This window comes from Phormidium pseudopriestleyi FRX01 (genome assembly GCF_017313335.1).
Taxonomy (GTDB): domain Bacteria; phylum Cyanobacteriota; class Cyanobacteriia; order Cyanobacteriales; family Laspinemataceae; genus Laspinema; species Laspinema pseudopriestleyi.
The window spans coordinates 1-22,404 of sequence record NZ_JAFLQW010000609.1; the positions used below are offsets into that span (position 1 = coordinate 1).

Annotated in this window: 19 protein-coding genes; 11 read left to right on the forward strand and 8 right to left on the reverse strand. The window is 48.9% G+C overall.

Features of this window, described 5'->3' with window-relative positions; translation table 11 throughout:
- Nucleotides 1-153: 153 nt before the first annotated feature.
- Nucleotides 154-756 carry a hypothetical protein gene (locus tag J0895_RS23170; protein ID WP_207090355.1) on the reverse strand — a complete coding sequence of 201 codons (603 nt, stop codon included), beginning with the start codon at nucleotides 754-756 and terminating at the stop codon, nucleotides 154-156.
- A gap of 251 nt (nucleotides 757-1,007) precedes the next feature.
- Between J0895_RS23170 and J0895_RS23175 the strand changes: the two genes are divergently transcribed.
- The 3 genes from J0895_RS23175 (at nucleotide 1,008) to J0895_RS23185 (ending at nucleotide 4,274) form a co-directional block, all read left to right on the forward strand.
- Nucleotides 1,008-1,985 carry a DUF2382 domain-containing protein gene (locus J0895_RS23175; protein WP_242541537.1) on the forward strand — a complete coding sequence of 326 codons (978 nt, stop codon included), beginning with the start codon at nucleotides 1,008-1,010 and terminating at the stop codon, nucleotides 1,983-1,985.
- Between the two features lie 299 nt (nucleotides 1,986-2,284).
- Nucleotides 2,285-3,268, forward strand: a complete 984-nt coding sequence (locus J0895_RS23180) for an S-layer homology domain-containing protein (RefSeq protein ID WP_207090357.1) — start codon at nucleotides 2,285-2,287, stop codon at nucleotides 3,266-3,268.
- 220 nt (nucleotides 3,269-3,488) lie between these two features.
- Nucleotides 3,489-4,274 (forward strand): pentapeptide repeat-containing protein, encoded by a 786-nt coding sequence (locus J0895_RS23185; protein WP_207090358.1) that lies wholly within the window; start codon nucleotides 3,489-3,491, stop codon nucleotides 4,272-4,274.
- Between the two features lie 57 nt (nucleotides 4,275-4,331).
- Here the strand turns inward: J0895_RS23185 and J0895_RS23190 are convergent, their stop codons facing one another.
- The 4 genes from J0895_RS23190 to J0895_RS23205 all read right to left on the reverse strand — a co-directional run bounded on the left by J0895_RS23190 (nucleotide 4,332) and on the right by J0895_RS23205 (nucleotide 7,988).
- The gene (locus J0895_RS23190) at nucleotides 4,332-4,496 is read right to left on the reverse strand and encodes a hypothetical protein (protein ID WP_207090359.1); all 165 of its coding nucleotides are present in this window, start codon (nucleotides 4,494-4,496) and stop codon (nucleotides 4,332-4,334) included.
- 143 nt (nucleotides 4,497-4,639) lie between these two features.
- Nucleotides 4,640-6,793 (reverse strand): WD40 repeat domain-containing protein, encoded by a 2,154-nt coding sequence (locus tag J0895_RS23195; protein WP_207090360.1) that lies wholly within the window; start codon nucleotides 6,791-6,793, stop codon nucleotides 4,640-4,642.
- Between the two features lie 642 nt (nucleotides 6,794-7,435).
- The gene (locus tag J0895_RS23200; protein ID WP_207090361.1) at nucleotides 7,436-7,663 is read right to left on the reverse strand and encodes a hypothetical protein; all 228 of its coding nucleotides are present in this window, start codon (nucleotides 7,661-7,663) and stop codon (nucleotides 7,436-7,438) included.
- Between the two features lie 154 nt (nucleotides 7,664-7,817).
- The gene (locus tag J0895_RS23205) at nucleotides 7,818-7,988 is read right to left on the reverse strand and encodes a hypothetical protein (protein WP_207090362.1); all 171 of its coding nucleotides are present in this window, start codon (nucleotides 7,986-7,988) and stop codon (nucleotides 7,818-7,820) included.
- A gap of 838 nt (nucleotides 7,989-8,826) precedes the next feature.
- Here J0895_RS23205 and J0895_RS23210 point away from each other — a divergent pair.
- Complete coding sequence (locus J0895_RS23210) at nucleotides 8,827-9,282, forward strand: NUDIX hydrolase (RefSeq protein WP_207090363.1); 456 nt, start codon at nucleotides 8,827-8,829, stop codon at nucleotides 9,280-9,282.
- Nucleotides 9,283-9,419: 137 nt separating this feature from the next.
- The gene (locus J0895_RS23215; RefSeq protein ID WP_207090364.1) at nucleotides 9,420-10,241 is read left to right on the forward strand and encodes an alpha/beta fold hydrolase; all 822 of its coding nucleotides are present in this window, start codon (nucleotides 9,420-9,422) and stop codon (nucleotides 10,239-10,241) included.
- Nucleotides 10,242-10,260: 19 nt separating this feature from the next.
- Here J0895_RS23215 and J0895_RS23220 read toward each other — a convergent pair whose 3' ends face one another.
- The gene (locus J0895_RS23220) at nucleotides 10,261-11,088 is read right to left on the reverse strand and encodes a pantothenate kinase (protein ID WP_242541538.1); all 828 of its coding nucleotides are present in this window, start codon (nucleotides 11,086-11,088) and stop codon (nucleotides 10,261-10,263) included.
- A 233-nt stretch (nucleotides 11,089-11,321) separates the two neighbouring features.
- On the opposite strand from J0895_RS23220, the gene J0895_RS23225 reads away from it, so the two are divergent.
- From J0895_RS23225 to J0895_RS23235, 3 genes are all read left to right on the forward strand, one after another.
- Complete coding sequence (locus J0895_RS23225) at nucleotides 11,322-13,373, forward strand: GAF domain-containing sensor histidine kinase (RefSeq protein ID WP_207090366.1); 2,052 nt, start codon at nucleotides 11,322-11,324, stop codon at nucleotides 13,371-13,373.
- Between the two features lie 232 nt (nucleotides 13,374-13,605).
- The gene (locus tag J0895_RS23230) at nucleotides 13,606-15,333 is read left to right on the forward strand and encodes a diflavin flavoprotein (protein ID WP_207090367.1); all 1,728 of its coding nucleotides are present in this window, start codon (nucleotides 13,606-13,608) and stop codon (nucleotides 15,331-15,333) included.
- 261 nt (nucleotides 15,334-15,594) lie between these two features.
- Nucleotides 15,595-17,328 carry a diflavin flavoprotein gene (locus J0895_RS23235; RefSeq protein WP_207090368.1) on the forward strand — a complete coding sequence of 578 codons (1,734 nt, stop codon included), beginning with the start codon at nucleotides 15,595-15,597 and terminating at the stop codon, nucleotides 17,326-17,328.
- 575 nt (nucleotides 17,329-17,903) lie between these two features.
- Here J0895_RS23235 and J0895_RS23240 read toward each other — a convergent pair.
- Complete coding sequence (locus tag J0895_RS23240) at nucleotides 17,904-18,173, reverse strand: hypothetical protein (protein ID WP_207090369.1); 270 nt, start codon at nucleotides 18,171-18,173, stop codon at nucleotides 17,904-17,906.
- Here J0895_RS23240 and J0895_RS23245 point away from each other — a divergent pair.
- Together J0895_RS23245 and ppk1 are read left to right on the forward strand one after the other, a co-directional pair.
- A complete protein-coding gene (locus tag J0895_RS23245) occupies nucleotides 18,172-18,774 on the forward strand; it encodes a superoxide dismutase (RefSeq protein ID WP_207090370.1) in 603 nt (200 codons plus the stop codon). The genes J0895_RS23240 and J0895_RS23245 overlap by 2 nt on opposite strands.
- 351 nt (nucleotides 18,775-19,125) lie before the next feature.
- Complete coding sequence (gene ppk1 / locus J0895_RS23250) at nucleotides 19,126-21,303, forward strand: polyphosphate kinase 1 (RefSeq protein ID WP_207090371.1); 2,178 nt, start codon at nucleotides 19,126-19,128, stop codon at nucleotides 21,301-21,303.
- A 52-nt stretch (nucleotides 21,304-21,355) separates the two neighbouring features.
- Here the strand turns inward: ppk1 and J0895_RS23255 are convergent, their stop codons facing one another.
- Nucleotides 21,356-21,538: a hypothetical protein gene (locus J0895_RS23255; protein ID WP_207090372.1), complete on the reverse strand. Its 183-nt coding sequence runs from the start codon at nucleotides 21,536-21,538 to the stop codon at nucleotides 21,356-21,358.
- 468 nt (nucleotides 21,539-22,006) lie between these two features.
- Here J0895_RS23255 and J0895_RS23260 point away from each other — a divergent pair.
- A partial coding sequence (locus J0895_RS23260) for a DUF2854 domain-containing protein (RefSeq protein ID WP_207090373.1) occupies nucleotides 22,007-22,404 on the forward strand: 398 nt, incomplete at its 3' end.

A 22,404-nucleotide genomic window follows, 5' to 3' on the forward strand; every position in this document is an offset into this window, starting at 1 on the left:
AACTTGTCTGTGCCTAATGATACCCTATAAGAGTAGAGCATTGCAGAAAAATGCGATAGGCGGTTAAAACCGCTCGCGTGGGCTTTCCACATAGCTTCTTTAGAGCGCGAGGCTACCAGCCCTAACGTGTTTCTCTTGTGTTAGACGCTATTTTTATACAACCGTTCTAGGACTCCGAGCACCGAGGGTCGCGCCAATTAAGGACGCTACTAACCCTAACAAGGAACCAAATAAAAATGACCAACCGGCCCGGGCCACATTGTCTGCGATAGTACGGGCCTCAGCCGGTGTGAGATTTTGTGTTCCTGGGGGTACATTCACGCGATCGGCAATGTCTCCCGCATTTACCATCACAATCCCGAAGGTTCCGGATACACCACTCGCTAGTAACCATGAACTGAGTGCTAAGGTGGTTGCCCACAAAATTGCTCCGTTCAATAGGGCTGTATTTTTATTCATTGGTCCACAAGTACGGGCCATGATCCAAGACCCGACAAGTAGGGCAATAAATAAACTAATAATGGACCAAATTCCTACTCCCAAACCAAGAGCATTGGGGTCGGCTTGGGCATCTGCTGCACCCAGGCTCATCCCGATCGCCACGCCCAGAGCACTTAATACCAATTGGGTACTCAGGGCGATCACGATCCCCGCAAAAATTGGACCCCACCGGACGCGATCGTGGTAATCGACCACGGGGGTTGGCATCATGGCTGGTTCGGCAATATTGACGCCACTGCGATTTCCATAAGTCATGGTTACTATCTCTCCCTTACCCTACTTCAGTTAATTTTTTTTTAATCAAAATGCTGACACTGCTGGGAATGCCTACATCAATATGGACTTACTGTAGGGCAGATTTGCTGGTTTATCTCTCTATCTAAGGATATAAGTTAACCCGATGATAACCGACCAAAACTCAATCGTCAGGTAGAGGGTACAAGCTATTATTTTTTATAATATAGAGATATAGAAGATAAATGTAACAAAACTTTAACTTTAAGGAGATGACCGTGACGCTTTACAAACTTGAGGATTTTTATCCCAACTACCAGAACGATTTATTTGATGGAGATGATATTAAAGGCTATGACGTTTATGCGGGAAACAACGATGAAAAAATCGGTCACGTTGATGATGCTTTAGTCGATGAATCCGGCTATTTTCGTTATCTCGTCATCGATACAGGATTTTGGGTGTTTGGAAAACGGGTGTTGATTCCCATCGGGCGTTGCCGAGTCGATAACGAGCACAACCGGATCTATGCGATGGGGCTCGAAACCAAAGACCAAGCCGAACGACTGCCGGAATACAATGAACATACCGTAGTCGATCGCCATTACGAGCAAAATGTGCGATCGGTTTATGCCGTTCCTAACGTAGGAACTTCTGCCGCAGTAGAAGACAGTCCCCCGGTAGAAGGGGCCGGTGTAGCGGCAACCGCAGCGGGTCGCCAAGTGATGCCTCCGACGATTCCCCAGACTCCAAACCGCCCGACGACTAACCGTTCAAGCGATCGCGTCGTCGCTGATGACGAGCATTATAGTTACGATCGCGAGCCTTCTCTCTACAATACAACCGATCAGGATCATAAAAAACTCAAGCTGTATGAAGAACGCCTCGTCGCGCACAAACACCGCGAAAAAACCGGGGAAGTTCTAGTCAGCAAAAAAGTCGTTACTGAACAAGCAAAGATAGCTATACCCGTTGAAAATGAAAAAGTTGTCGTAGAAGCCCGGGAATTGGTAGGAACTGAGCAGAATTTGGTTGCCGGTGAAGCGGCTTTTGACGACACTGAAATTGCTCGTGTCGAAGTGTATCAAGAGAATGCCGACATTCACAAAGAAGCCTTCGTGCGAGAGGAAGTCGAAATTCACAAAGAAGTTGAACGGAACACAGTTCAATCCGAAGAAACTCTGCGTAGCGAAGAATTAGAAGTCAAGCGCGAAGGAAATCCAGTTGTTGAGGATAGCAAGCGCCGCTAAACGCAATTCATGATTGATTCACGCTTGGGAATGAATCAACCCAGGTGAGATAGAGCGAGATTCAGTGCAATCAGCAATATCAAGCAATATCTGATTTGATGAGTTGGAAATTTTCAGGGGAGTGGGAGGGGCTGCTCTCCCCCTCCTTAATGTTTGTTAGAATCGGACTCCTTGAATCGGCCTATATAATATAAGAATCTGTCCGTTTACACCCTATGATTTTCTCACAATTATGGATTAATGACTGATTGATTCCCCAGTTTAAGCAGTCAGCAGTAGAAATCAGGAGACTATTAATTATGAATTTTTCATTGAAATGGCCCGTTGCCATCCTCAGTTCTATTTTTCTCGGCGTAACTGCCGGGGTGATGGTTCCGGATCTGTGGAAGGTAGAAACGGCTTCGGCACAGGGTCAACAACGGCAACAACAACCGCAACAACAAAGCTCTTTTCCGGATGTCGAACCCAATTATTGGGCCAGTCCGTTTATTGAAGGGTTAGCGCAAGAAGACATTGTGATAGGATATCCGGATGGAACCTTTAGACCGACTCAAAATATCGAGCGGGATGAGTTTGCTGCCCTCATTCGCCAAGCCTTTGATGTGACCGAGAAACGCCAAATTTCCAGTGGCAGTAAGTTTAATGATGTGCCCAAAAATTATTGGGCGGTTCCGGCGATCGAGGAAGCCTATCAAGGCGGTTTTCTGGACGCTTTTTCTAATAATCAGTTATTTTATCCCCGGCGAGAAATGACGAGAGCAGAAGCGATCACCTCGTTAGCACAAGGTTTACAATTGGTGCAGGTTCGTCCAGCAGCTACGGCGTATCAAGTGGGCGATCGCACTCCCTCACGTCGGACGAGACGCCCGGTTGCCAAACGGCAACTCGCCTTTCCCCTGGCGTTTACAGCCATGATGCAGCCGTTCTTATTAATTCAGCGAGCCAACGCCCAACCTCCGGCACAACCGGGACCCTCCGTCGAGGAACCCACTCAACAATCCTTTGTCACCGAACAACCGACACCGGATTTAACCGCCTATTATACTGATGCCGATCGCATCCCCTCCGAGGCAACCGACCCCATCTTAGCCGCAACCCAAGCTAATATCGTGGTCAATTATCCCGATCCATCAATCCTCAACCCCAACGAATTTCTGAGTCGGGGCTCCGCTGCTGCCTTGATTTATCAAAGTTTAGTCCATGCCGGACGGATGGAACCCCTACCGTCAAATTCCCCAGCGAATCAATACATTGTCGATTCCCCTGTAGAAAACCAGCCCTAAATGTAGAAGCGATTCTCGAATCGCCCCTACAAACGGAGAGGGCGTGGGTCACTCAAGCGGCGATCGCCATTGACCTCAAACCGAGTGAGAAGGCCAAAAAGTCCGGATACAGCACGATTTTCGCGCAAGGAAAGAGGGTGGTGTTTGCCGATTCAGGCCCTTGGGGGTTTGATGAATTTGTGCAGACCCCGCGATCGCGCAACCGTAGTAAGGGCAACCTATGAAACGAATGAGTGCTCAGGACCTGCTGAATCATTATGAAGCCGGACAACGTGACTTTTTGCTATTGGATCTCAGTGGTTTAGATCTACGAGGGGCTTCCTTGCCCTATATGAATCTCATGGGCGTTGATCTCGTCGGGGCCGATCTCAGCGGTGCCGATTTGAGCAATGCAGACCTCAGCGGTGCGGATCTCACTCGGGCGAACCTTTCTTATTGCAATCTGAGTGGGGTTGAACTCTCTCATGCGATCGTTGGTGAAGCCAACTTTACCTGCGCGAACCTCTCCGGGGGAATCCTCAATGGTCTCATTTTAGGCCGGGAAGATGCTCAGGGACCGAATTTCAGCGAAGCCAATTTAACCGGGGCCAGGTTAATCGAGGTCCAGTTACCCAAGGCCAATTTCACGGGGGCTAATCTCACTGCTGCGGACTTGGCCTATTCCCATCTCACTAAAGCTAACTTTTCTGAGACCTTTTTGCTGGGAACGTTCCTAAAACAAGCCAATTTAGCCGGAGCAAATTTCAGAGATGCTCATTTGTTGGGTACTTTTTTTGTAGAAGCCTGTTTAAGTGAGGCTTGTTTTGAGAATGCCTCTCTCAACTGTGTGAATTTCTATCATGCGGATTTAAACCAGGTTAACTTCGACCTCACCACGGATTACAAACGCCTCGTCATGCCAACCGGCTACGGAGGCGATCGCTGTAAGTTCCGCCAGTTAAAAGAAAATCGCCAAGAGAATGTAGCAGTTAAACCCCCGGTTCAGGCACATTCCGTTCATTGGTGATGGAATGGGTTGGATGGGGGAGATTGGGTGGATTGGGGATCTTACAAGAGTAGGTTTTTACGAACGGTCCCCGGACCTTGGCAAGGTCCGGGTTAGGGTGGGGTCATAGTGACGTGCGATCGCACTTGCGCGTAGAAAGAGGTTGGCACCCGCCTCCATACAGGCGCGATCGCTTCCTTTGAGTGCGTAACTCAGGCGATCGCCACGTCCAGAGGACCCCACCCTAACCCGGACCTTGCCAAGGTCCGGGGACCGTCGCTGAAGTTAATAGAAAGGCAAATCACTATGAGCGTAAAAAACCTACTCTTGTAAGAGATTGGGGATGGGGGTCCTCCTCCCCATCCTCCCAATCTCCCCCAATCTCCTCACTCCACTCCCCAGACTTTGACCGTCCCATCGGCGCTGCCGCTGACGATGAAATGGGAAGTTGAGGGACTGAAGGCGACGGCATTCACCCAGTTAGAATGGCCTGAAAACATCCGGAATTCTTTTCCAGTTCGCAGATGCCAGATTTTGAGGTTACTGTCTGCACTACCACTCACCAGTTGATAGCCATCGCGACTGAAGGCGACGGAATTAACGGGTTCTGAATGAGCCGAAAGGGTACCGCGTTCCTCATAGGTACTCAAGTTCCAGAGTTTAATAGTGCCATCTTCACAGCCACTAGCGATGGTTTTGCCGGTGGGACTAAAGCTGATAGAATTAACCGCATCGGCATGACCCTCTAGGGTGCTGAGTTCTTCGGAGGTATTCCAGTTCCAGAGTTTGATGGTGCCATCCATGCTGCTACTGGCTAAAGATTGCCCATCGGGACTGAACAGGACCGAGGATACGGCGTCGGAATGGCCTTCTAAGGTGCTAATTTCTACTCCGGTGTTCAGGTTCCAGAGTTTGATAGTTTCATCGGCGGACCCACTGGCTAAAATGGGAAGCTTGGGATGTATGGCGACGGCATCGACGCGATAGGAATGACCGCGTAGGGTGCGAATTTCTTTGCCGGTTTGCAGGTTCCAGATTTTGATGGTTTCATCGCCACTGCCGGAGGCGAGGAGTTTGCTATCGGGACTGAAGGTGACGGACCAGACGCCTTCGGTATGTCCGGAGAGGAGGATGGCGAGGACGCCACTGTTGAGACTCCAGATTTTAACGAGACCATCTTCACTGCCACTGGCGACGCGACTGCCGTCGGGACTGACGGCGATGTCTTCGACCCAGCTAGAGATGCCACTGAGCGATCGCAACTCTTCGCCACTATGCAGGTTCCATTTGGCGGTGTCTGCGCCACTGCCACTGCCGACCATTTGACCATCGGGGGTAAAGACGACGGAATCAACCCACTCTGCGTCTCCTCCCAGGATCCGCAGTTCTTCGCCGGTTTCTAAACTCCAGACTTTCAGGGTGCGATCGCCACTGCCGCTGATTAACCGACGACCATCGGGGGCGATCGCCAGGGAACTGACCCACTCTCCATGTCCTCTGAGGATTTTTAAGGCTGAATCTTCGGGTATTTTCCCGGTTTCTACATTCCAGAGTTTCACCGTATCATCGGCACTGGCACTGATCAGCAACCGTCCCTCCAGACTGAAGGTGACAGCGTTGACTCCCGCAGTATGGCCGGTGAGGGTGGCGATCGCCTGATGGTCACTCACACTCCACAGTTTAATCGTGCCATCTTCACTCCCACTGGCAATCCGCTGTCCATCGGGACTAAAGGCGACGGAATACACCCAGTCGCGATGTCCGGCAAAGGTCTGTAATTCTTCCCCGGTGTCAAGATTCCATAATTTAACAGTGCTGTCTCCGCCACTAACTAACTGTTTGCCATTGGGACTGAAAGCGACAGAATATACCCAGTCGTAATGACCCTCTAGGGTTCTAACTTCTTCCCCACTCTCAATATTCCACAGTTTAATTGTATTGTCCTTGGAACCGGAAACCAGGAGTTGGCTATCAGGACTAAAGGTGACCGAGGTAACCCACCGGGAATGGCCGGTGAAAGTCTGTTTGAGGGTAGCTATTTGGGGAGAGTTTTCCGGATCAATTGTCCAGAGTTTGAGGGTAGCATCTCCACTGCCACTGGCGAGGAAACGACCATCGGGACTAAAGGCGACGGAATCCACCCAATCGGAATGTCCACTGAGAATGCCCAGTTCTTCTCCGGTTTCCAGATTCCAGAGTTTAATGGTATTGTCATTGCTGCCACTGGCTACCAACCAGCCATTGGGACTAATCGCCACGGAATAAATCCGGCTGGAATGTCCTCCCATCGTGCGGATGCACTTAAAAAAGCGATAGGGGTTATAGTCTTGTAAGGCTTTGCGAACCTCTAGTTCGGTCCGATTTCGCAGCAGCAAATAGGCCGCACGCTGCACGGGTTCTGATTCGTCCTTTAATGCCTTGATGACCTGCTCTAATCCGGGCTGTCCCTGTTTTACAGCCGTGGTGAGGGTATCGATTCTTGCTTCGATATCCGCGATCGCCGCCTGAGCATGGACTGGCTGAGTTGGATGATTTGCCATTGCTTTTTTTTACTCCGTGCCGCTCTATGAGCCGTTTCTCTGCATACAACAGACGCAGCGCCTGTTTCGCTATCGCGATTTTTCCCTACCCCTTGAAGGGACAAACGCTGTTGCTTTTCTTTTACTTTACTCCTGGATAGGACCCTTTTTCATCAGTCCCAACCGGAACAGATTGAGGCTATCTGTCCCAGGGAAGCACTCAGTGGGTCAGAACATTGGCCCGATCGCGTCCATTCCCCGTTTACTAACTTTTACGGGTATTCTTGAGCAGCAAAAGCGATTGCAGGGATTGAAGTTTTCCTGGGGATTGAGGCGTTTTGACCCCATCCCCACATTTTGATGGGGTCCGTGAAGTTTCCCCTCCTTCCCTGGATACCCCCTGTTTTCTCTCCTGTTCTCTCTCCTCTTCTGGGTTAGGTTTCATCCAGATTTTATCCGATTTCTGTAGTCCAGGAAACCCATTTTTATAAAGTTTTAACGAATTTTAGGAGGCAGAAAACCGATTTTTTATAAAGTTTTAACGAATTATTTCAGTCAGTTTTTCAGGGAATCTCTTCTGGTGAGGTGGAGAATTTGAAAGGGGTTGAATTGGCCCGAGTTGACGTAGCGAATGGGCAACATTATCGTGGATTTACCCCACATTTAAGGGTTTGACCAGCCCTCAAGAAGCCTGTGGAGGACTGAATCTAGGCAGGCGATCGCCTCGGAATCACAGAAAAATTCGGTAGTGGGCAATATAATGGCGATCGCCCACTCGGAACCGATGTTTTTCCCACTGGGGGATTCGAGTTGCGAGGTTAGAGGATGTTCTCCATGCAACGGCTCGATTTTTCTGGCTTCATAACCCGGGAGTACAAAGTTGCCAGTCACCTCTTTGGCAACTGGCCCTCCACTTCGACTCCCTTTTACTCTCCCAAATCTCTCAAAAATCCGTGACTCAACCGCACTTTATTCTCTTGATTAGCCCAACTTCATCGGGGGATAAACTCTTCCTTGACTGAGGTCTAAATCCCAGAGAATTCAGTTAGTTATCTTCCCCTTCTGTGTTGTTTTCGCTGTTTTCGTCACGGTTGCCACTCATGTTAGAGTTACGGTTCTTGAAAAAGCGACCGGAATTAGTCGGTTTGCGGAATTGGCGAGCATAAGCTTTGTTCCGTTGTGCTTTTTCTTTTTTGGGATTGCGACGTTTTGCCATTATTATGGACCTCATGGATAAACAACAAAAATGACTCTTGGCTCTAGGGTAGCTCTCGGGAGCGATCGCCGCGAAATACAGGCTGCCCCCGGCGATCGCTCCATTGATTGCACAGTTGTCAATTGCACAATCAAGAGTTAGAACAAACAGGGCAAGGGGACTGAATTCCTGAAAGCTGGGGTGAGGGTTAGCACTCCCACCCGATATCCGAGCAGTTTCAACAGTGGGTGAAACCCACCTCATCCATTTCGGATGGGGATAGGCTCAATCCCATCAATTCGGGTTGAGATGAGAACCTTTCTCCCGAAAGAAAGTAAGCGATCGCCCATCATCCGGTTAGTCTCTTTTGGATGGGGCGGTTGACCCCCTGCTACTGAAGGATGAATCCGATCCACTATTTTATGCCAGGGAACGCACAATTTCTCGAATTGGTCTCGACAAAGACTGTAGCTGAGTTCTATGGAATCTCAATCTCAGGCATGACCGAACTGGCGTAGCACTGAATCCATGATAACAGTAAAGAGCTATCCCCTCCTTGGGTGCCTCGATGGGGATGGGGGGAACGACTGAAGTCGTGACTACGAACTTTGGAAAGTCAAGATTTGTTGTCTTGAAATCCTGTAGACTCATCAACGATGATGATTCTAGCCGGTTGTAAGTTAAAATCAGGACGGGTTAGCAACGTTTTCATCCTTTGCCTACAGTCCAAGGGGTCTTGAGCGTTCATGTTCGGTTATGGAGCAGAGGGAGGGAGTCAGATCAAGCCGAAACAACAAGGCGATCGGGGTAGAAAAATACAGTCTGGGTGGTGGTCATTGAATCCAGGATTATGTGATTTATGAAGCGCTTATGGCATTTTACTCAAGCCGTACTCGGGATTGTGTTTCGACATCCCGTCCTCGGAATTAGCATTATTCCGCTGTTAGCCAACGGTCAAATCGTGTTGATCCGGCGTCGTGATAATGGCAAGTGGGGTCTACCCGGAGGCATGGTGGACTGGGGGGAAGATATTCCCAATACCTTAAAACGGGAACTTACGGAAGAAACGGGCCTAGAAGTAACTGAAGTGGGTCGCCTAGTGGGAATTTATTCCGCCCCCGATCGCGATCCCCGGATTCATTCGATCTGTGTTGTCGTCGCGGCACAGGTCCAGGGAGAGATGAAAATCTACGATCCGGCTGAAATTCTGGAAGTCAAGGCATTTGACCGGGATTCTCTCCCCCTAGGTCAGCTATCCCATGACCACGATCGCCAATTACAAGACTTTCTTAATGGTGTGACTGCGGTCGCTTAATTTGGTCGGGGAGCGTGGTAGCCTGATTTGGGCGCACAAGGAGTTGCCTCGGGTTTCCTTCTTTCAACGGTAAGCCTCCACTCCTCCGGCCTCATAAAAACCCTTAACTCGATACGGCTGCGTTTCAAGGACTCAGGATGACTCTACCGCTCCGCAATTCCCGAATCAAACTGTCCCAAGGCCAACTGTTCTGGCGTGAAGTCGGCCAGGAGGGACTCGCTCTAGTATTTTTGCATGGTTCGTGGAGCGATAGCGCTCAATGGGTGCCGGTGATTGATCGCCTGCGGGCCAATTATCACTGTTTTGCCTTAGATTTACTCGGGTTCGGTGAGTCGGAACAGCCGAATATCCACTACTCGATCGCCCTGGAAGTGGAATGTTTACACGAATTTCTGGAAACCCTAAACCCAGGCCCGGTTTATCTGGTGGGGCACTCTCTCGGCGCTTGGGTGGCAGCGAGTTACGCCTTGAAATATCCCGAAGTTGTGTCTGGTTTAATCTTGCTGGCACCGGAAGGGGTCCAGGTGAAGGGCTTGAAAAAGCGCTGGTTCCGGACTCGCCTTTGGATTCAGGCGTTACCGTTGATTCGTAGGCTACAATCGGTCCTGTTTCCCATCGCCAGAATGTGGCGCTTGCACCAAGTTATGCATCAAGCGTTGTTAAATGCCGATCGCTTGCAAAAATTTGGGGTAGCTTGTCAGATTTTCTTCCAACGTCGCGCCAGTGAAATTGAAGCGGAGTTGTTGCAGGACCGTTTGAGTTGGCTGAAAATTCCGGTTTTGATTTTAATTGGCGATCTCGATACTCCGACGGCAGTCGCCTTATCGGAAACCTACCATCGGGCGATCGCTGATGCGGATTTACGCCGTATTCCCGAGGCCAATTCTAATTTACCCGAGGAACTCCCGGATCTCGTCGCCCAACAGATTCGAGATTTTATTTCTAATATAGAGGCTTAAACAGCAGTCCGGCTAAGGTTTACCCGGACTGCTGTTGTTTGATGCAGCGGATGCCGGAAAAAATCAGATTCGGCATGGCGATCGCCTGTTTTGCCATCTCCGACGCACTCTCCTGGAGATATCTCAGCAGAATTTCCCCCCCTCCCCCAGTGATGACCACAGCAGAGGTGGGAAAGCGTTCTTTCCAGTCATTGATAAAGTCTCGCACCCCGGACCCAATCCCATAAATCACTCCAGAGGCGATCGCCTCAGCAGTGGTTAAGGCCCAGCGTGGGGGTAAGCTGGTCGGAAATGTTACCCGGGGTAAGGCGGCGGTGTTTTCCGATAACGATTGGAGTTGTAACCCAAACCCCGGGAGAATTGCCCCTCCGACTAATCGGCCCTCGGGATCCGCCCCGGTCAAGGTGAGGGCGGTTCCCGCATCCACGACCAAAACCGGCCAACCGGATTCGGTTGCTGCCCCCACTAAGGCCAAGGCGCGATCGATTCCCAAGGTGGGATAGAGTCCTAACAGGGGCAAATCCGCTAGGGTAATCAGGTTGAATCTCTGGTAAGACTGCCAAAGCGCTAACTGTTGGGGAACGACGCAGGCGATCCACAGGGGGGGGTTGGGGGCGATCTCCTCAAACTCTGGCGGACCAGGAAACTCTATCCCCCCACACCACAACTCTCCCCGGTTCCAGGCATGAATGAGCTTGGACCCGGCAGATTGGTCTAAATGCGGGCTGTGCCACACCTGTTTGCAAATCTCTCCCTTAAACCAGGCCCAATGTAGTCTCGAATTGCCAATGCTTAAGGCCAGCCAGTTGTGGTGATCACTTCCGGATTCGGTGGCAGTTTTGCTCATGGTAGGGTGGCCCTGCATTCCCCTGCTGTTTACGTCCGCTTAAAGTCGCTTATAATCAAATAGAGATGAATCGATTATAAATTGAAAAAATAGCTTACCCATTATAGCAATTTTTTTTATTTATTTCAACAACAATTCTCAAATCACCTTAAATTTTTGTAAAAATTTGTTAAGATAACAGAATAGCTGCATCTGCTTCATTGATTTATGTTGGCCCCCTGCGATAAAATTTTATGTATATAAAAGAACAAGCCCCCTACTGTACATGGCCGAAACCTGATTTATCAATCCCGCAAGTCCGTTGGTCTATTCACGAGGCGACAGAGGCCTACAAAGAAAGTATGGAGATACAAGATTTACACCCCCGGGAACTCCACAGAGAAGTCCAGATGTCTCAATTGCTCAACGAGATCAATAATCAGGTTCGCAGTACCCTGGATTTAGATGAAGTGCTGCAAGCCGCCTGTCATTTGTTAGGGGAAACGTTCAACTGTAGTCGAGTCAGCATTTTAGTCAACGAATCGGAAGAGGGGGACTGGTTAATCACCCGAGGAGAGTATAAGACGGATGATTACACCAGCCAACTGGGAACCCGAGTGCCGTTGGCGGATAATCCCCACTTACATCGGTTGATGTCGCAGTCGGGACCCCTAGCCGTGACGCGGTTTTTAGAGTTTCCCAGTTTGGGGGAAGAAACAAGACAACTGGTGCAGGCACTCGGAATTAAGTCCATGCTGGCGATCGCCACCTCTTACCAGGGGAAAGTCAATGGGATTATCGGACTGCATCAGTGCGATCGCGAACGGGAATGGTCGCAATGGGAACAAGACCTTTTAGAAGGGGTAGCCTCCCAACTGGCGATCGCCATTAACCAAGCCCAATTGTACAGTGCCACCCGCGCTGCCGCACAACGGGAATCCTTACTGCGCCTGATTACCAACCAAATTCGCAGTACATTGGACCTGAATACCGTTTTAAACACCGCAGTCCGGGGAGTCCGGAAACTCCTGAATACTGACCGGGTGGTGATTTACCGCTTTTTGGAAGACTGGGCCGGGGAAATCGTGGTCGAAGACCTTCATGTGCCTTGGCCCTCGATTTTTGGCGGAATTGTGGCGGATAATTGTTTTAAAACCGACCATGCCAAACTCTACAAACAAGGGCGAATTCGGGCGATCGATGATATCCACAATTCCGGATTAAATACTTGCCATGCAGATTTTTTAGAGCAATTGCAAGTCAAGGCAAATTTAATCGTTCCCATCAATATGCCCGGGTATCTCTGGGGATTATTGATTGCCCATGAATGTCATTCAACCCGCCATTGGAAGCAAGGAGAAATCGAACTATTAGAACAGTTGGGTGATCAGATGGCCATTGCTATCTCCCAAGCCGAACTGTACCAAAAAGTGCAGGATTCTGCGACCCAATATCAAGCTCAGGCTGAAGAATTAGAACTGACTTTAAATGAGCTCAAAGCCACCCAACAACAACTCATTCAAAGCGAAAAATTGTCAAGTTTGGGACAGTTGGTCGCTGGAGTTGCCCATGAAATTAATAATGCCAATAATTTTGTTCATGCCAATTTATTCTACATCCAGGAATATGTAGAAGCCTTGAAAAAAGCTGTAGATATTTATGAAGGTGAAGCTTCAAAAATTCCTGAAGAAATTGCACAGCTTAATGAAGAGGTGGATTTGGACTATATTCGGTCCGATTCGCCGAACCTAATTTCTTCCATGCAGCAAGGAAGCGATCGCATTCGCAAAATTGTCCAAAACTTGCGGAACTTTTCCCGGTTAGATGAAGCAGGGGTTAAACCTGTGAATCTCAGTGAAGGTCTGGAAAGCAGTTTATCGATGTTGCAACATCGATTCTCCCCGGAGTTAAAAATTCACAAACATTATCATGTTCCAGGGCGAGTTGAATGCCATCCCGCCCAGATGAATCAAGTGTTTTTTAACTTGATTGATAATGCATTAGATGCGATCGCCTCTAATCCAGGGACAGAGGGTGAACTGACCCTGAAGATTTGCGAACCCTATCCCAATTGGGTGAGCATTTCCATTAAAGATAATGGTCCGGGAATTGCCCAAGAGATTCAGGACGAAATTTTCAATCCCTTTTTTACCACAAAACCCGTCGGTAAAGGCACTGGTTTAGGTCTATCTCTGTGCTATCAAATTATTGTCAAAGGTCATAACGGCAAGATTCGCTGCATCAGCGAAGGGGACGGGACAGAGTTTATTCTAGAACTGCCCATCAAAATGCTTGAAGGGAAATAAAACCATTCCGCACATCCATCCCGCAAGTCGTCACTATTCCTAGAGCAAGCATTCCCTTGCCTTTGCTCTAGGAAATTAATCCTTAATTATAACACAGGGATTCCGGGAGAAACTCGTTGATTGGTAACGCTTATGATTACTATATATTTTTCGATAAAAACTAATCGTTAAAATATGTAACAATATCAGAAGAAAGCAAACCCTAACATCGACAATAAAAGGAGGCCACTCAATGGTAGCCGTCACCGACAGAGTACAACCGAGACTGACGATCGCCACCGGGGAAATCGCCACCGAAACCACAGCAATTCGCTGTTTGGATTGGGACCGCGATCGGTTCGATATCGAATTTGGCCTGCAAAACGGGACCACCTATAATTCCTTTCTGATTCGGGGGAGTCAGACTGCCTTGGTGGATACCTCCCATGCCAAATTCCGCGAGTCCTATCTGCCGACCCTGTGCCAGGAAATCGACCCGACTCAAATCGATTACCTGATCATCAGTCATACCGAACCGGATCATAGTGGATTAGTTAAAGATGTATTAGCACTCGCCCCAGATATCACCATTGTCGGGGCCAAAGTTGCTATTCAGTTTTTAGAAAACTTAGTCCATCAACCCTTTAAACGTTTAATTGTCAAAAATGGGGATACCCTAGATTTAGGTAACGGTCACGTCCTAGAATTTGTCAATGCCCCGAATTTGCACTGGCCGGATACCATCTTTACCTACGATGCCAAAACGCAGATTCTATTTACCTGCGATGCCTTTGGAATGCACTATTGTTCCGATCAAACCTTCGATGAAAATTTAAGTGAAATTGAAGCGGATTATCACTTTTATTATGAATGTTTGATGGCCCCAAATGCGCGATCGGTCCTGAGTGCCATGAAGCGGATGCCGGAAGTGGACAAAATTAGCACGATCGCCACCGGCCACGGACCCCTGCTGCGGCATAATGTCGGAGAACTCACCGGACGATACAAACAGTGGAGTCAGGACCAAACCAAGGCCGAAACCACCGTGGCGGTGTTTTACTTTTCCGATTATGGCTATAGCGATCGCCTCGGACAAGCAGTGGCCCACGGGATGACCAAAACCGCCGTCAACGTAGAAATGATGGACCTGCGATCGGCAGAACCCCAGGAAGTGCGAGAACTGGTGAGTATCGCCTCGGGAATTGCCCTGGGTGCACCGCCTTTAACGGGACCTGGTGCAGAGAATGCAGAAGCGGCGATCGGGACCATTTTAGTGGCCGCCAATAACAAACAGGTGATCGGACTCTTTGAATCCGGTGGCGGTAACGACCAATCCATCTATCCCCTCGCCGTTAAATTCCAAGAACTCGGGCTAAAACAGGCATTTCCCAATATTATCGTCAAAGAAAACCCCACAGAAGCCACCTATCAACTGTGCGATGAAGCCGGAACCGACATGGGACAGTTACTGACCCTGAAAAAAGCCATCAAACAGATGAAATCCTTAGATAGCGAACTGGATAAAGCCTTGGGGCGGATTAGCGGGGGATTGTATATCATCACCGCCCAGAAAGGGGATGTGAGTAGTGCGATGTTAGCTTCCTGGGTGACTCAAGCCAGTTTTGAACCCCTGGGTATTAGCATCGCCGTTGCCAAAGACCGGGCGATCGAAGCCTTAATGCACGTCGGCGATACCTTCGTGCTCAATGTCCTGGACGAAGACAACTATCAAGGACTGATGAAACACTTCCTAAAACGCTTCCCCCCGGGGGCCGATCGCTTTGCCGGAATCAAAACCCAAGGTGCGAACAACGGCAGTCCGATTCTCAGTGAAGCCCTCGCCTATCTCGAATGCCAAGTCATCAGTCGCATGGAATGTACCGATCACTGGATCGTGTATAGCCAAGTAGACAATGGCCGAGTCTCCAATCCCGATGCCTTACCTGCGATCCACCATCGCAAAGTCGGCAATCATTATTAAACCGATGCAATTGCTCATTTTTCCCTGGAGAATCGCCGGATTAGATACAGGGGACTAGAAACTGGGTTTCTGTCAAGAATTTACGGTTCAGTGACAGAGATTGGGGTCAAGAAACCCGGTTTCCTAGCACTCATAAGGCGAAATCCTCTCCTGGAGAAATGAGCAAGGTAAGCGAATTAATTCCTCATTTCTGGACAAGGGTTAGAAATGAGGAATCACTCTAATTGTTTTAAGCAAACTGTCTTAGCGCATTCCTCACTCATGATAGAAACAACGACTAAACAACGTGATGTTCAGATAATCCTGATTGCAGAAGAGACCCGAGTGATGCGATCGCGCACTTGGGACCGCCTGAAATTTGAGGTAGAATATTCCCTAGCCAAAGGAACCACCGCCAACTCTTTTTTAATTCAAGGGGATAAAACTGCCCTAATCGACCCACCCGGGGAATCTTTTACCGAAAATTATTTAGAGTCGCTGCAAGCGCGGATTGACCTTTCCCAGATTGATTATGTCATTTTGGGACATTTCAATGCTAATCGGGGGGAGACGATTAAAGCGCTATTGAGTCTGGCGCCGCAACTGCAATTTGTTTGTACTAATCCAGGGGCGATCGCCTTGCGCCAATTCTTTGAAACCAAAGACTTAAATATTTGGGTAGTTCGGGGAGAAGACACCTTAGATTTAGGTCAAGGACATCAGTTACAATTGATCGCCACTCCCACTCCCAAATGGCCGGATGAACTGTTAACTTACGACCCCAAAACCAAAATTCTGTTTACCGATAAATTCTTTGGTGCTCACGTTTGCGGAGACCAGATTTTTGATGAAGGTTGGGCAATTTATAGTGAAGACCGACGGTTTTACTATGATTGTTTACACGCACCCCAGGCCAAACAAGTGATTTCGGGTTTGGATAAAATTGCCGAATTACCCGAGGTGAAATTGTATGCACCGGGTCACGGACCGTTAGTGTTATATGGGAAGCAAGAACTCACGCAATTGTATCGGTCCTGGAGTAATTTGCAAAAGTCTCAGGATTTTACGGTGGCTTTAGTTTATGCTTCAGCTTATGGGAATACAGCCACCGTGGGACAGGCGATCGCCAAAGGGTTAACGAAAGCGGGAGTGGCGGTGGACTTTCTGAATTGTGAACAAGCCGAACCATCGGAAATTCAAGCGGCTGTAGAAAAATGCGATGGATTTATTATTGGTTCTCCCACCCTAGGAGGCCATGCACCGACCCAAATTCAAACGGCTTTGGGGATTATTTTGAAAACCGTATCTACCAGTAAATTGGCCGGAGTATTTGGGTCATTTGGGTGGAGTGGAGAAGCGATCGACCTGTTGGAAAGTAAGTTAACCGATGCCGGTTATCAGTTTGGATTTGACCCGATTCGGGTGAAGTTTAAACCCACGGATGTGAGCTTGCAAGCTTGCGAAGAAGCCGCCATTGATTTTGCCCAAAATTTGAAGCGATCGCAGAAACGACGGACTGCCAGATCTTCCTTGACCACAGGTGCAGCCAGCGATCGCACGGCCCAAGCTGTCGGTCGAATTGTCGGGTCTTTATGCGTCCTTTCCGCCAAACGGGGGGATGTCATCAGTGGAATGTTAGCCTCCTGGGTTTCCCAAGGCTCATTTAATCCTCCGGGTTTAACCGTTGCCGTCGCTAAAGACCAAGCCTTGGAATCTCTCACCCATACCGGGGATAAATTTGTCTTAAATATTCTAGCCGAAGGAAAACAATTACGCCGGCATTTTATGAAGCGATTTACCCCAGGGGAAGACCGATTTGTGGGGTTAGAAACCATTGAGGGCGCCAACGGTTGTCCGATTTTAAAAGATGGACTAGCTTATCTGGAATGTGTGGTTCAAAACCGCATGGAATGTGGAGATCATTGGCTCGTTTATGCCACGGTGGAAAATGGTAAAGTGATGGATACCGAAGGGGTAACGGCAGTTCATTATCGGAAAACGGGGAGTTTTTATTAAACCCGAATTTTCCTGACCCTCACCAGTCTATAGCAATCCTTGCGTGCCGTTGTGGAAGACGTCGGCGGCCCCCAACATAAGGCGGCCCAGAACGGGAGAGGGGAGAAGACAGATGTTATAAATCCGGCAAGGAATGCTATAGATCTATAGCCAGTCTAAATGAGTTTGCTATAAAGATAGCGAGCAAGATGCTCGCACTCCTCTTCTGAGGTTACCCGCATTCGTGCCAACTCGGGACCCCTCCCCAAGACTCAGGGGAGGGCTTTGGGAATCCAAGGGAACTGCAAAAAATAAAATACCCAAAACCCACACCCTCAAGGACTGAAGTTGGTTAACGGGAGACCTAACCCCCCCACCCCCTCCCCTAAGAGGGAAAGGGGAGCCGGAAAGCCCCTCCCCTCGGGGAGGGCCGGGGAGGGGTGGGGTGGGGTGGGGGGAGAGGTCTCTTTCTTGAAGAGCCAACAGAGTCCTCAAGGGTGGGGCGTTTGCGGACAAAGCCGGACTACGCTTCTCTGAAGAGTTTTTCACCGCAGAACTTGGATAATTTATTTTTTTGGACTCCCCAAACCTTGACCCTAGCGAGTCCTTTGGGGAGGGAGAATGGATCCAGATTTCTCCCTCTTCTGGTAGATTTTTATCTCGAAGTTGGATTGGGTCCGACTTTTGATATAAAATCCTATCGTAATGTGGCGATCGCATTCCAGGGAACATTTGCCTGGGGTGACCCACAGTGGCATCGCCCCGGATACCTGAATCGGTTTCTGGTGCCTTGCTTTTAATGCCTGCCGACAGAAAGCGCTATGCAGCGCAACCCTTAAGAACACTTTGAGAGAGGATAAAACCATGACTTACGAACTTCCCCCCTTGCCGTTTGACTACACCGCCCTGGAACCCCATGTATCCAAGAGTACCCTGGAGTTCCATCACGACAAACACCATGCAGCCTACGTCAAAAAATACAACGACATGGTGAAAGGCACCGACATGGAGAGTAAATCCATTGAAGAGGTGATCAAAGCCACCTACAATGACTCATCTAAAGCCGGAATCTTCAACAATGCCGCCCAAGCGTGGAACCACACCTTCTACTGGAACTGCATCAAACCCAGTGGCGGTGGCAAACCCAGTGGGGCACTCGCCGACAAGATTGCTGCGGACTTTGGCAGTTTTGATAAATTCAAAGAAGAATTCGCCAACGCGGCGGCAACCCAGTTTGGTAGCGGTTGGGCCTGGTTAGTGTTGGATAAAGGCACTCTGAAGGTTGCCAAAACCAGCAATGCCGAAAACCCGATCGCAATGGGACTCACTCCCCTGTTGACCATTGATGTTTGGGAACACGCTTATTACCTGGACTACCAAAACAAGCGTCCTGATTACATTGAAACCTTCATCAGCAGCTTAATTAACTGGGATTTTGTTGCTGAACAAATGAAAAAAGCCGCTTAATCCCGGTTCAACCAGATTGAGTCACTCAGTAAGGGCGATCGCCCTTGCTAAAGGATTCATCCGAGACAGTCACGAGGCGATCGTGACTGTTTTTTGTCGTGGATTTGCCCATTCCGTGGCATCATGACCTCATCCTTGGCACAATATATCTACCCATCCAAACCACTCCCGGGAAAGCTCACCGAGAGCACCCGCCATTTTTCCAGGATTTTCCTCCCTGGGGTGTTCCCAGTGGGCAATGGATCCACCCGACCTCATGCTCTCCACCCCGATTCGGTCGAAGTCAGGGTCGGGATATAAATTGTATTTACCGATGAACTCCATTTATAATTGCTCCATCAGGTCAGAATTATGACAACGACGAAGAAACCCCAGGAAACAACACCGGAAATTAACTTAAAAGATCAGCAATACTACTTCAACCGAGAATTAAGTTGGGTTGAATTTAATTACCGAGTTTTACAGGAAGCCTTTGACCCTCGGACTCCGTTGTTAGAACGGCTGAAATTTTTAGCAATTTTCAGTGCTAATTTAGATGAATATTTCATGGTGCGGATTGCCGGACTTAAACAGCAGGTTGAAGCAGGAGTTTCCTCCCGGACTCCTGATGGACGCACGCCTCAACAACAATTGGCTCAAGTGGGCGATCGCCTGCATCCAATGATTGCCGAACAACATCAGCATTTTGAAAAACTCCTGCGTCCCCAACTAATTGCTTATGGCATCCAGATCCTTGATTATATGGATCTCAACCAAGAACAGCGGACCTACCTGCAACAGTATTTTGAAGAAGAGATTTTCCCCGTTCTCACCCCCTTAGCCGTCGATCCGGGACATCCCTTTCCCTACATTTCTAACCGCAGTCTGAATCTGGCTGTAGTCATCAAAGATCCCGAAACCGAGGAAGAATTTTTTGCCCGGGTGAAAGTCCCTAAAGTTTTACCCCGATTTGTGCCGATTCCCGAAGCACCCCGAGACTCCAACAACAGTCGTGGGGAAGGGCCGAGACAAACCTGGACCTTTACGCCCTTAGAACAGGTAATTGCCCATAATTTAGAGTTTCTATTTCCGGGGATGAATATTTTGGAATATCATCCGTTTCGAGTGACTCGTAACGCGGATATTGCCCTAGAAGAAGATGAAGCGGATGATTTACTCTTGGCGATCGAACAAGAAATTCGCAAGCGACGAGTTGGCGGTTCCGTGGTGCGAATGGAAGTCCAATCGGATATCCCCTCATCCATCCGTGAAATGCTGCGGGAGGAATTGGGTTTAGTTCATCATGAAGTGTATGAAGTAGAGGGATTACTAGGGTTAGTAGACTTAATGGGATTGATGGATTTACCCCTACCAGACCTCAAATATCCGGCCTGGAATCCCGTTGTCCCCGCCGCCTTCCGTCGCCTCGGAGAACTACCCTCGGAACCGAATCTGGAGGATATGGAAGAGACGGAGGATTTATTTGCGTTGATCCGATCGCGGGATTTGTTAATCCATCATCCCTATCACTCTTTTAGCGCAACAGTCCAGCGATTTATTACTCAGGCAGCTTATGATCCAGCAGTCTTAGCGATTAAAATGACCCTCTATCGGACCTCTGGAGATTCGCCAATTGTGAATGCCTTAATTGCAGCGGCAGAAAATGGCAAACAGGTGGCGGTATTGGTGGAATTAAAAGCGCGTTTTGATGAGGAGAATAATATTTCATGGGCGCGGAAGTTAGAAAAAGTCGGCGTTCATGTGGTCTATGGATTGGTAGGACTTAAAACTCATACCAAAGTCGGGATGGTGGTACGTCGAGAAGCCGATGGCATCCGTCGCTATGCTCATATTGGCACGGGGAATTATAATCCGAAGACGGCGCGAATTTATACGGATTTGGGGTTGATTACCTGCCGGGAAGATGTGGGGGCGGATTTAACGGATTTGTTTAATTATTTGACGGGGTATTCCCGACAGCGATCCTATCGGAGTTTGTTAGTTGCGCCGGTGAATATGAGGGAACGGATGACGGCCTTAGTGCAGCGGGAAATTGACAATGCTAAACAGGGGAAACTGGGGAGAATTGTTTTAAAAATGAATGCCTTGGTAGACCCAAAAATGATTATTAAGCTCTATGAAGCATCAAGGGCGGGGGTGCAAATTGATTTAATTGTGCGGGGGATTTGCTGTTTGCGTCCGGGGGTGGCGAATGTGAGTGAAAATATCCGGGTGTTGAGTGTGGTGGGGCGGTTTTTAGAGCATTCCCGGATTTTTTATTTTTATAATGATGGGGTCGAGGAGGTGTACATTGGCAGTGCGGATTGGATGCCTCGGAACCTGAATCGGCGGGTGGAGGCAACGACCCCGGTGCAAGACCCGGATTTGGCCAAGGATCTTCAGGAAATTCTCGGGATTATGTTAGCAGATAATCGCCAAGCGTGGGAGTTACAGGCCGATGGGAGTTACTTGCAACGCCGGGGAAAGAATGATGCGATGGCCCAAAGTTCTCAGAATATTTTGATGGAAATGGCCTTGCAACAAGGGTGAGGGAATTCTGGGGGAGGGGCGCAAAAACTGCGCCCTTTAGTGGAAACCGGGTTTAGGCGATCGGGCGATCGCTAAAGGTGCGGTTGAATTCATCCAGCAAATCGTCGAGTTCTTCGATCGCCTGATTCACATCAATTCTGAGGGTTCCTAAGTTGGGTTGTTCTAACAGACGCACGAGGGTTTCCCGTTTGTCTGCGATCGCACTCACCCGTTCTCTGAGGTTCTGTTCGTCCATTCTGCCTTTCCCTTGTTTTCGCTAATATAACTCTAAACAGTTTTGTTGATGCCGATCAGTTTTAGATCCGGCAGCTTGCTATATTATAAAATCAGCCATTTGTCAAGCTTCTATAGATCCGCCGAGGACTGGGTACAATAGAGGGAAAATCAACTGGGTTTCTTTATCTCATTTGTAGCAATGAGCAACCCATTCGGGGCAAAACCCTGGTAACCGACCGACTGATTAAAGACGATACCGATGCCCGAGATTAGCGATCGCCTCCCTTGACAACGCGATCGCAGTTTTTCCCTCTTTATCCCCGAATCAGACGGGTCTGGCATTCTTGAACCCGACCTATTTTAACAAAGATTAACAAGGGTAACCATCATCGGCCTGAAAATAACCGGCGAGATCGTTGTAGTGCGATCGCCAACAGGGGACAATAGAATTTTCCATTCCGATGCGATCGTTCATTCACTCACTATCATGTTAGCTAAACTTTCTCTGGGAACCCTAGGTTTATCCGTCGGGGGTCTGATCACCCTGATTGGCTTCTACGCTTATTTTAACGACTACGCCACCTTAAATCTCGCCGGATTCTTTTATGGCATTCCCCTATTACTCGGTGGATTGGCCCTGAAAGCGGCAGAACTGAAGCCGATCCCCTTCACTCACCCCACCTCCCCGGATATTTTAGAACTGCGAGAAAAACAGGCCACTCAAATCCAAAATCAAATTCGCAAAGATATCACACGCTATCGCTATGGTCAAGATGCTCATCTGGATGATTCCCTGGAACGGTTCGGCCTAAATCCCTCTGATGAAGCTCGACCTGTTCTCGTAGGACTTCGAGAAGAGAATGTAGAGGGTTGTTATGCTTTAAT